This is a genomic window from Fulvivirga aurantia (assembly GCF_009711475.1).
GTDB classification, from domain to species: domain Bacteria; phylum Bacteroidota; class Bacteroidia; order Cytophagales; family Cyclobacteriaceae; genus Fulvivirga; species Fulvivirga aurantia.
Genome location: NZ_SMMD01000831.1, coordinates 1 through 9,990 on the forward strand (window position 1 = coordinate 1; position 9,990 = coordinate 9,990).

14 protein-coding genes are annotated in these 9,990 nt (G+C 40.3%); 3 read left to right on the top strand and 11 right to left on the bottom strand.

What is annotated here, in order from left to right; translation table 11 throughout:
- The 7 genes from E1176_RS21100 to E1176_RS11930 form a co-directional block, all read right to left on the bottom strand.
- Positions 1-216, bottom strand: a 216-nt coding sequence (locus tag E1176_RS21100) for a GDCCVxC domain-containing (seleno)protein (protein WP_155210846.1), incomplete at its 3' end; no start/stop codon positions are given.
- 1 nt (position 217) lies between these two features.
- Positions 218-1,120, bottom strand: coding sequence for a mercuric transport protein MerTP (merTP, locus tag E1176_RS11905; protein ID WP_155210848.1), 903 nt, complete (start codon positions 1,118-1,120; stop codon positions 218-220).
- The gene (locus E1176_RS11910; protein WP_155210849.1) at positions 1,117-1,491 is read right to left on the bottom strand and encodes an ArsR/SmtB family transcription factor; all 375 of its coding nucleotides are present in this window, start codon (positions 1,489-1,491) and stop codon (positions 1,117-1,119) included. Before E1176_RS11910 ends, merTP begins: the two co-directional genes overlap by 4 nt.
- 85 nt (positions 1,492-1,576) lie before the next feature.
- Positions 1,577-2,134, bottom strand: coding sequence for a C2H2-type zinc finger protein (locus tag E1176_RS11915; protein ID WP_155210850.1), 558 nt, complete (start codon positions 2,132-2,134; stop codon positions 1,577-1,579).
- 56 nt (positions 2,135-2,190) lie between these two features.
- Positions 2,191-2,442, bottom strand: coding sequence for a hypothetical protein (locus E1176_RS11920; protein ID WP_155210851.1), 252 nt, complete (start codon positions 2,440-2,442; stop codon positions 2,191-2,193).
- Positions 2,435-3,691 carry a hypothetical protein gene (locus tag E1176_RS11925; RefSeq protein ID WP_155210852.1) on the bottom strand — a complete coding sequence of 419 codons (1,257 nt, stop codon included), beginning with the start codon at positions 3,689-3,691 and terminating at the stop codon, positions 2,435-2,437. The genes E1176_RS11920 and E1176_RS11925 overlap by 8 nt, the downstream gene beginning before the upstream one ends.
- A 224-nt stretch (positions 3,692-3,915) precedes the next feature.
- Complete coding sequence (locus E1176_RS11930) at positions 3,916-4,209, bottom strand: helix-turn-helix domain-containing protein (protein WP_155210853.1); 294 nt, start codon at positions 4,207-4,209, stop codon at positions 3,916-3,918.
- A 387-nt stretch (positions 4,210-4,596) separates the two neighbouring features.
- On the opposite strand from E1176_RS11930, the gene E1176_RS11935 reads away from it, so the two are divergent.
- Positions 4,597-4,845, top strand: coding sequence for a hypothetical protein (locus tag E1176_RS11935; RefSeq protein WP_155210854.1), 249 nt, complete (start codon positions 4,597-4,599; stop codon positions 4,843-4,845).
- On the opposite strand, the gene E1176_RS11940 is transcribed toward E1176_RS11935, so the two are convergent.
- The 3 genes from E1176_RS11940 to E1176_RS11950 all read right to left on the bottom strand — a co-directional run bounded on the left by E1176_RS11940 (position 4,842) and on the right by E1176_RS11950 (position 7,792).
- Positions 4,842-6,326, bottom strand: coding sequence for a hypothetical protein (locus tag E1176_RS11940; protein WP_155210856.1), 1,485 nt, complete (start codon positions 6,324-6,326; stop codon positions 4,842-4,844). The two genes, E1176_RS11935 and E1176_RS11940, sit on opposite strands and share 4 nt — an antisense overlap.
- 136 nt (positions 6,327-6,462) lie before the next feature.
- Positions 6,463-7,038 carry a Crp/Fnr family transcriptional regulator gene (locus E1176_RS11945; protein ID WP_185152772.1) on the bottom strand — a complete coding sequence of 192 codons (576 nt, stop codon included), beginning with the start codon at positions 7,036-7,038 and terminating at the stop codon, positions 6,463-6,465.
- A 73-nt stretch (positions 7,039-7,111) separates the two neighbouring features.
- Positions 7,112-7,792: a sensor histidine kinase gene (locus E1176_RS11950; RefSeq protein WP_155210860.1), complete on the bottom strand. Its 681-nt coding sequence runs from the start codon at positions 7,790-7,792 to the stop codon at positions 7,112-7,114.
- A 114-nt stretch (positions 7,793-7,906) separates the two neighbouring features.
- On the opposite strand from E1176_RS11950, the gene E1176_RS11955 reads away from it, so the two are divergent.
- Positions 7,907-8,146, top strand: a complete 240-nt coding sequence (locus E1176_RS11955; RefSeq protein WP_155210862.1) for a helix-turn-helix domain-containing protein — start codon at positions 7,907-7,909, stop codon at positions 8,144-8,146.
- A 26-nt stretch (positions 8,147-8,172) separates the two neighbouring features.
- Here the strand turns inward: E1176_RS11955 and E1176_RS11960 are convergent, their stop codons facing one another.
- Entirely contained in the window at positions 8,173-9,396 is a 1,224-nt protein-coding gene (locus tag E1176_RS11960; protein WP_155210864.1) for a site-specific integrase, read from the bottom strand.
- Between the two features lie 226 nt (positions 9,397-9,622).
- Here E1176_RS11960 and E1176_RS11965 point away from each other — a divergent pair, with 226 nt between their 5' ends.
- Positions 9,623-9,874, top strand: a complete 252-nt coding sequence (locus E1176_RS11965; RefSeq protein WP_246206016.1) for a GIY-YIG nuclease family protein — start codon at positions 9,623-9,625, stop codon at positions 9,872-9,874.
- Positions 9,875-9,990 lie beyond the last annotated feature (116 nt).

Consider the following 9,990-nt stretch of genomic DNA (forward strand, 5'->3'; position numbering starts at 1 on the left):
GCAGCAACTATTTTTTCCACCTTCCTGAATAGGCGGGCAAGCGACAGTACCAAAAGAGCAATACACGCAGCAATCACCGCCTATGGGCTTGATTACTTCTTGGCAATTCTCACATTCATAGAAGTACTGGCATGCATCGGTAGGCATGGTCTCTTCTTTTTGGTACCCACAGTTTGGGCAGGTGATGGTGGATTGTAAAACGATTTCTTTTTCCATTTTATTGATTGTTAGGCTTTTCGACTACTTTGTATCCGGTCTTGTTGATCGCTTCTACGATTTTGTCTTTTCGTACTTGGCTTGGATCAAACTTTACAATGGTATTACCCTTTTCGTATGATGCTTTCACCTCTTCAACTCCATCAAGTTCACCTACTGCATGGGTTATGTGGGATTCGCAACCCGAACAGGTCATTCCTTTGACTGTTAATTCTATAGTTTGAAATTCTGTAGTCTGAAAAGCATTAGACTGTCCATTCCAATCGCTTACTTTAGAAGCAGTGACCGTATATCCCGTGCTGTTAATTACCTCAGTAATTTTGTTTACATCAACTAATGATACATCGTATTTTACCTGAGCGCTGGCGTCTTTATATGAGGCAGATACATCTTGTACACCATCTAAAGCAAATACCGCATGTTTTACATGCTCTTCACAGCCTGTGCAGGTCATACCTTTAATTTTAAAATCAGCAAACTTGATTTGCGTCTGTTCTTTATCGACAGTACCACCAGTACTGTCATTTTTTGAATAGAATATATGCGAATACGCAGGAAAAGCGAGCATTAGAGCCGCAAACACCGTTACAATTCCTAAGAACCTTTTAGATTGCCAGAAGGAGGGTTTATCATCTTCCTCACAAGCACAGTCAATTTCTTCCTTTGTACTTGGCTTCAGTTTTTGATACCAGGCGAAAGCTAATACCCCAATTGTCAGCACAATTAAGTACGGCCTCAATGGCTCCATCCATGAAAAAGTGGCTGCGATACCACCAATTCCCGCCAGCAGCGAAAATACCGGGGTGATACAACACAGAGAAGCCACTATAGCAGCCAGCAATCCGGCACCCGCGCTTTTGGTTGATATAGCTGACTGTTTGGAATGTTGGTTACTTGTATTCATGACACAGTAGATTTTTGTTCTGTTATTACAAGGCTGTCTAAAATGGGATTGATTACATTAAGATTCTCTTTGTGCAGTGAATAGAACACGGTTTGTCCTACTTTTTCGCTCACTACAAGTCCTCCCTCACGCAGTTTTTTCAAATGCTGCGAAATGGCTGGTACAGTCATACCCAAAATGTCACTTAGGTCACAAGGGCACAGTTGGGATTCCTTACTAAGCAGATATAGGATTTTGAGCCGGACTTCATTGCCTGACAGGCTCAAGGCCCTGGCGATGCTGGCAATAGTTGGCGCTACTCGGTCTATTTCGGTTTTGCATTGCTTGATTTGTGCTACATCAGCAAATACCCGGATACATGATTTTGTCATACTTCTATTATTTAAGCAACTACTTAAATAACGAAGGTAAGAAATTAAAAGTTTAAGCAAATGCTTAAATACATTAAAGTTATTGTCAATGCACCTTCATATGCCCGTTCAAAGCTTTCTGAGAATGAAATCCTTTGCTACACTGTCCACATCTAAAATCCTGATTACCCTGTCCGTTTACAGGATTGTTGTTTGTTTTGTAAACAAGCTTCTTTCTCTCTGACCGTTGGTTTTCCGCTACTTTTCCTACAAATAGCTCGGCATAGCTGTAGCCGGTAAACGCCAGCACTCCGGCTAGAAATACTTTCGTGAATGCAGTGATTAGTTCAGAATCTAAAAATGTAAAGGGATTGTAATAAAGCAGGTTGATGATGAAAACGAAGAGGGCATAAAGCGCAGGTTTTCTTTTGATCACATGGATAGTGAACACCAGGATAGTCAGGTCAAAGCTAATGGCATAGAAGAGTGCATAAATGTTTTTCCACAGGTCGTTACCCTGAAATGGCGATGCATTGTAAAATAACTGATGGGAGTGCATGATCATGGGGATGGTCCCAGCGATCACTACGATAAAGATGAACTTTCTTGAGTAGAGAAAGGCTTCAAATCGCTCAAATAGCCCTGTTTTTATGTTTTCTTCCATTGTCTTCTAGTTTTCTCACACCGCATCAAGAGTCGGTCCAGTCATGCCAATTTTGGCTAAACTCTTGCACCTCTTTTAAACCGTGCCAGCTCATTACCATTAGCTTTATTTTCGTAAATGATCGCTGTTTCCCACTGTCCTTTAAAAGTTTCCATCAGCATTTTCTCTAGCCTACGGATACCCAGGGCCTGATTAGGTTTTGCCCGTTTGTGGGTCTTGTCCAGTGAATAAAAAGTGCGGACATTGCCATCGTAGAACCAAACGATGCACTTGGAAAGAGCTTCTCGTTGCATTTGTTCACTAAGCATGATTGGCTTGTTTACATTTCAGTTTTTCCAGATGTAAACAGCGTTGTAAACATTGCTGATAGGCCCGCATCAAGGATTCGTCCCGGTAATTGGCCAGTCTTTTCTGTTGGATGCGGAACAGTTGTAAACGGGTCTTTTGCTGGAATCGGCCCTTATCCTGCTTATGTTGTTGCCATTCGGCTTTCACCTGTTGTAGTAGTAGCTGATTCCTGATTCCAATTTTGAGCGTTTCCTGCCTTACATACCACTGCCAGGTCTTTTTGAAGCCGTTTCGCTCATTATTGGGGTGAAAGTAGATGTGTGGTTTGGGAATCCAGTGTCCGGGACTTCTGGCCAGCCAGCGCGCTACCATATTGACCCTGTTATAAGCCGTTTCCTGGTAGTTGAGCCAGTCTTTTTCACTGGCTTGCCAATGCAGCTTACCATATACTGACTCCCAGATGAGATTGAGAATTTCCCGTTCTTCCGGCTCTGATAGTACTAAATCTGGATAAAGCACTTTTCGGGCATAAGCCCAGAACTGACGTATCAGAGAAAGTAAGAAAATGCGCCCCGCCCCAGGCTTTTGTTCCTGTTTTTCAGCTTCACAAAGCTTTTCAGGAGCTTTTTCTTGCCGTTTTGAGGCAGGGTTAGCATTTTCCTCCGTGTTCTTGTCTTGTTCATGTGATGTTCCTGTGGCTTTGCCACTCTCGTGACCGTAGGGAACACCTTTTATCACGTTATCCACATTATCCACCTTGCTATTATTATTTTTTTGTTCATGTTGTTCATGAACTAAAGGGTGAAAATTTTTCGCTTTGTCTAAAAAAAGAGAGGCTAACTGCCCAATTTTTATCACGTTATCCCCATAGCTAGTGGATAACTTCACCGTACCCATCACCTCCGGATTGATCCAGATTTCCACGCCTCCCTGGCCGCAGTGTTGTTCTTTTCTGATAAACCCCGCATTTACCAGACGCTCCCGGTGGTTGATGATCGTTCGTTTAGTACAGCCTTTGCACTTGGCCAGACTTTCGTTGTAGGTATTAAATCCGGGAAGATTTTCTGGATCAAGTTGATCAAGCTGTGCGGCTTTATTGAGTTGTTTGAGGTATAGTCGGATAATCAGCTCCGCTGTGGCCCGGTGGTTGGCATTGAGTTTTTGGGGGAGTTGGGTTTGCCTGCTGTTGTGCCGGTCAATAAACGACTTGGTATTTTGAAATACCTCCCCAAAATCAAAATAAAGTCTTTGATTAGCTGTTTTTTCCATTCCGGTCAGGTTTAAGTGTTTTGAGCTCGTTGAGGGACTTTATCACGTGATGATAGAATTGAACCTTCTCTGAAATTTCTTTATCAAAAAGATGAATATGTTTCTGCCCGAATTCCCTAAGCAGAAAGTCGTAGACCAGTTTACAACGGTCATGCTCTTTCTGTATAAAATCTATCTGCTGTTGCAATGAGGCCATGTTTACATTGTTTACAGTCTGTTTACAATCAGTAACTGGGCACATTGCGCTCCAGGTAATCCAGGATACTCTTTTTGGAGTAGCGAATGATGCGGCCATGTTTGGTGAACTTGATGGCTTCAATATCCCGCAGTTCCTGCAGCTTGGTTTTGCTGCGGATGCCGAGCAGTTTTTTAGCTTCATCGGTAGAAAGCCAGTCATTGGCCGGATCGGCATTGGCCAGGGCTTCTTCTTTGGCTTCTTTTAATGCCTGTTTAAACATGCCCATCAAATCACGGTGCATACGTTGGTAGGCTTCCTTTTCAAAAACGATTATTTCCATCACTTAGCAGTTAATTGTTTTTCTAGCAGCGAGAATACTTCCCTGCTGGGCAGATAGTGATGACTGCTATAAATCAACTGGTCATTTTGCGACAGGCCAATTCCCTTTAAGGTCTGTTTGAGGTTTTCTCTACTCACCCAGTGAGTGGATAAGGTTACAGAATGGTGATATTGATTTGATACAGCCATCTTTGATCTGTTTATGGCTGTAAAGTGAAGGTTTATTTCTATGCGAAAACAGTCCTTCACCGGTCCCAGTTACCCCTAAGACAAGAGGCAACCTACTGTATTTCAGTTGGTTAGAAAATCATCTTTTTGAAAACTTTTTTATTGATACTTCACAGGAACCCTCTTATATTGGGTTTAAACAGAGATAACCACATTTGGAATGACAGAAAAGTCACCCCCGAGGGACCCTGAAATTTTGTATAAACCGGTAGATCAACTCCCGATCATAGAGGAACTTGCCGATTTTATGCACAGGATGGAGTTCAATAACCTGAAAGAGATGCTGGAATTCAGCGCACCGGATCTGTTAAAAACTGAGGGGTTCGGCTACAGGTGTCTCGTAAGTCTGCTCAATTTGCTTGATGAGCATGGGTGTATTGATATGCTGAGGGAAAGGGATGAATTCTAAGTGACCTTCCCAGCGTTCTCAATATGGGCAAGCATGCGTTTCATCATACGGCCAACGGCTCGTTTGGTGCCTGTATCCACTTTGTAGTACTTACCTTTCAGACTGCCAAAAGATATGGTTTCCTGCTGATCAGTGCGGTAATGCCGAGTGATAAACTGCAATAATTCGTGTCTGGTGCCGTCTACCAAACCAGTTTCAAAAAAAGCCCGTACAAATAACGATAATTGAGCCACTGACATTTTAAGTTGTCTTTTATCATTCTCAATCTCGGCTAAAAATCCATAGTGGCTGTATTTGGCTTTCTTTTTCTGATAGCTAATTTCTTCCTGCAACCAGATAGCCATTTGTTTCTTGAGAGGTAAGAGTTGATAATTGTAGCTGAACTCTGTCTTCATAGGCAATTGATTACCTAACTTTTGATAGTAGTATAACTTCTCCAGTTTTTCTCCTATACTGTCTAAGGTCTTTAGTTCTCTACTGATTTGACTTGTGAGATAGTTGAAAAATTTTAGCGAGTTATAATTCATACACCACAGTATCATGAGCACACCTTTATGATCTAGCGGTTTTTCATCAACCACTGCCTCGTGAAATGCTTGCAAATATGCCAAATCATATTGCTGATGTTGGTAAGTTATCGTAATTGGTTCCAGTTTTCCCAAACGATGAAATGGAGTAATCACAATGTCATGCAAAACATAATCTAAGTTTGACCACTCAAGATGATTCAGCACCTCACTAAGCCTGTTGGAGTGCATGGCTGCAATCAGCAACCTGCTCTTGTAAGGTACCGGAAACGATGTATCAAGGTACTTTCCGAAAGACTTTTCCAGAAAGTGAAGAATATCATCCAGGCTCTGGTAAATGATTTTATATACATCTGTGGTAGTGTACTTTTCGGATAATTGAAAAAGTGAATTATGCTCCTGTGATGGGATCAAATCAAGCAGTAGGGTTTGTACATATCCGTTTACAAGCGCCTGGTATTTTTGAATGAAGGATTTGATCTGGTTTTCCTTTTGTTCCAAGATGCTGTTGGTCATCTTTTCTTTGATTTCAGCCACCGTCTCATCACAAAACACTTGATAGTAGTAAAATTTTGCCTGATGCTCCGACAGGTTTTCATATTTGTCAGATACCATTAATTCTAAACTGGCATACTGTTCATATTCAGCCACGCAACATTGTCTAATAGCACCTGTTGAAATATCCAATTCACGGCAAATAAAATTTAGAGCTGAATGATTTCCTTTTAGTGGATTTTCTTCTTGAGACACAGGTAGAATCTCACAAAAACTTGTTTCTCGCTGTTCTTTAATATGGTAGGCTCCGTTCTTTTTAATTAAACTGATCGATAAATATCTGTCATAGTCCTGAAAACGCTTTTTCAAAAAATCCAGATAGTGCTGGCGTGTCATGGTGTTGGTTACAGGCCCGAGATCACCATTGAGCATTCGGTAGAAGGCATTGAAATTTTCCATAAAGATGCTGGTTTGGGTGTTGTTGTCAAGACATAATTTTTGTTGATTTTTGGGCAAATAATTTAATTGTTTTGACATTATTCCGTTTCATACGGTGTTAGTGACCCAGCATTTTATTGACATATATCAAAAAAAATCAGGAAATTCTTATTTCAGAGCGTACGCGGCTGAGTGTTTCCCCAGTAATACCTAAATAAGAGGACACAAGATTGAGCGGAATTCTTTGAATAATCCGAGGTTCACATTGAAGTAGCATTATATAGCGCTGCTTTGCTGTTAGTGTTTGGAGAGCCGTTAACCTATCTAGCATTTGGCGACCAAAATCTTCCATGACCAATCTTCCTAATCGTTCCCATTGTTGATACTGCTCATACAGTTTACTGAGTTCCTCATACTGTAGACTTAACACGGTGCAATTTTCAACAGCCTGGATGTATTCTACAGATGGCGTTTGAGTTGTAAAACTACGAAGTGAGGTGGTGAAGGTGTCCTCAAATGAGAACCAGTGAGTGACGGTTCTTCCATCTTTAACATGATAAAAGCGGCAACACCCTTTGATTATGAAATGTACTTCCCTTGTGATTTCTCCCTCATGAGCTAGAAAGCTTCCTTTAGGGAATTTTTTCTTGACAAATTTTTTTTCAATTTCTAGAGCAGCCTCATCGTCTAATTTCACAAAACTGTCAAGATAGACCCGTAATTGCTCATACATATTTTCCTGCCTCCATAGATTAAGATAAGATATTAGGAGGAATATTTTTGAGCAAAACGGTTGAAAATCAAACTCATGTAATGTTCTCAACACCCGCATTTGGAAGTTTAATGTAGAAGGTACTGCCCTCAGTGGTACTCTCTATGCTAATCTTTCCGCAAAGTTCTGCAACTATACTTTTAACTATAAATAAGCCCAATCCATGTCCAGCGGCTGTAGAATTTGCTCTGAACCCGACCTGAAAAATTTTCTGCTGTAGCTCGACTGGAATTCCAGGTCCATTATCTGATACTGTAATTACTATTCCACTATCTACTTGATCAAACTGTACCTGTATGAGACACCTGCTTTTTTTGATATCCCTGTGCTTTATACTATTACTTATCAAGTTTTGGAGCAAAGAAAATAGCTTACTTTCATGACATTTAAATGCACTTATACAGTGGTTGAAAACCTCAATAGTAACGTCATCAGGAGGCTGAAGTTGATTAATTATCTTTTGTACAGTGTTCTCTAAATTGACGGTTATTAAAGTTTGATCAGCCTCAAAATATGCTGCCATAAGTTCCTCTACATGACCCGCCAAATCCTCGGTGGTTTGTAGGAGGACTCGTGCATACTCTTTGCATTTTACAAAGTCTGATTCATTAGAGGTCAATCTTGCAAGTCCTTGTATCCTATGAATAGGACTTAAAATATCATGGGTAACCCTCGCCAATATTGACTTTAACTTCTCTTTTTCATTTAAAACCATAGTCTGACCATTCTGTTGCCTAACACCTAAGATAAGTAAACATACTCAACACATCTAATTAGATGTACTCTTTTAGGAGTAACGTTTGAATGTATTTTGTGGCTTTTTTACAGGATGAACGAACCTGAAGATCATTCTAAAAAAGAGCAAATAGCCAAGCTGGCAAAAAGGATAAAGCAGTTAAGATTAGAAAAGGGACACATGAATTATGAAACTTTTGCCATTGAGCATGGCATCTCTCGCTCACAATATTGGAGATATGAGAAAGGTGAAGATCTGCGCTTTAGTAGCCTCGTAAGAGTTGTAAATGCTCTAGGTGTTTCCCTTGAGGAGTTTTTTAGTGAGGGGTTTTAAATAAAAAACTAACAAATGCCAAGTATTTAGAATCCAATCACAGCATCCAAGGCGTCATCAGCATCCTGGTATAAGAAATTATTTTGATAACCAATGGTTGTCTTGATATCTGAGTGTCGGTATAGTTTCTGAAGCATTGGGATGGGAATCTTATCACCGGAAATGTTTCCAAATGAATGCCTGGATATATGATTAGATAAGTTTTTGGCTATCCCAGCATCCTTGGCAATTTTCTTTAGATACCTATTAAATCGTCTTGACGCAGTTTTTACTTTAGTGTAGACATCCTCCTTATTCCTGATGTCTGCTTTTTTGAGATCAGGAAATATAAAATCGTTCTCCGATCTCTTGTCTGGTAAATAAAGGTCAAAAATTCGCTGGGCTTTTTCCGGTATTTTGAGTGACACCCTTTTCTGATTTTTATCCATTCTATAATAAAGTCGGCCATCAGGTATATCACTCCACCTGAGTTTTACCACATCGGATATACGAATACCGGCAAAGTAAAAAGACGTAAGCCATACATTTAGCGTATGCCATTTGGCAGAGGTTTTTTCGTAATGCAGGCTTTCCAAAGTTTTTAGTTCTTCTTCATTCAGGCCTATCTTGGCACTCTCACCCAATTTTACAGATATTCCGTCTCCTCCAAATGGGTAGTATTTTCTTTCCACTATACCCTCTTTCAAAGCCTGATTGAATAAGGTACGGATAAGAATGTAATAATTAGCTACCGTTCTTTCGGAGTTTCCATTAACTGCTATAAGGTATGTCCTGAACTTTTTCAATAGTGCTACAGTGATCTCATGAAAGTGAATGTCCTTTCCTCCCAAAAACTTTTTGAAGGTCTTGATGCGACCCTCGTCAGTATCATGAACTGTAAATACTTTTCTCTTCTTGTAATCATCCAAACGCTCCTGAGCAAGCTCAAAGAATGTTACATTCTTGCGCTTTTTCTTAGTGAGTGCATTTCTTATATCTACGATTGACGTACTCTCCTCTTTATCTTCAATCTCCAGCATAAGGTTGTTGAGTTCAGCTATTTTCTTAGCAATCAAATGATTGAGTCTGACTGAATTGGGATGAGAACGTTTTACCGTTCCGTTCCGACTATCCCAGTCTTTCTCATCAATATATTGCTTCAGCCAAATAAATTTTGATTTTCTATCTTTGGTAACACGAAGGGCCAGTGGCCACTTACCATCTTTTCGGGGTTTGTTAGTCTTTCTTAAAATTACTTTTATGGACGCCATCGCTAACCAATTTTAGTACAACATAAGTACAACAATTTACGGTTTAAGCTGACGCCATCCAAGTCTTAAAAAACAAAAAAGTGCCTTTAAACATACATAAAGGGCATTTTTAGACCAATAGGGTTCATTAGAAACCATCCAAAATTAGGTTCATAACCCTGAGGTCGGCAGTTCGATTCTGCTCCTCGCTACTACAAGAGCAGCCCTAGGGCTGCTTTTTTTGTTTATGATGTTTACAGTTTATGTTTTGCATAGTACCAATCACAATAAGATTTACATCGGATACACTTCTGACTTAGCTAATAGGCTTGACAGTCATAATATCTATGCTAAAAAAGGATATACTGTAAGGTATCGACCTTGGGAGGTGATTTACACCGAGGAACATAGCAACAAATCGGAAGCTCTAAAGAGAGAAAAACAACTCAAGTCAGCTAAAGGAAGAGAGTTTATCTGGAAGATGATTGAGAAAAAGTAAATCATGGGCAGGACTCATATCCGCCAGCTGGGGGACGGCAGTTCTCCCGATAATCATCGGGACTCGCTACTACAAAAGCAGCCCTAGGCTGCTTTTTTTGTTTATGATGTTTACAG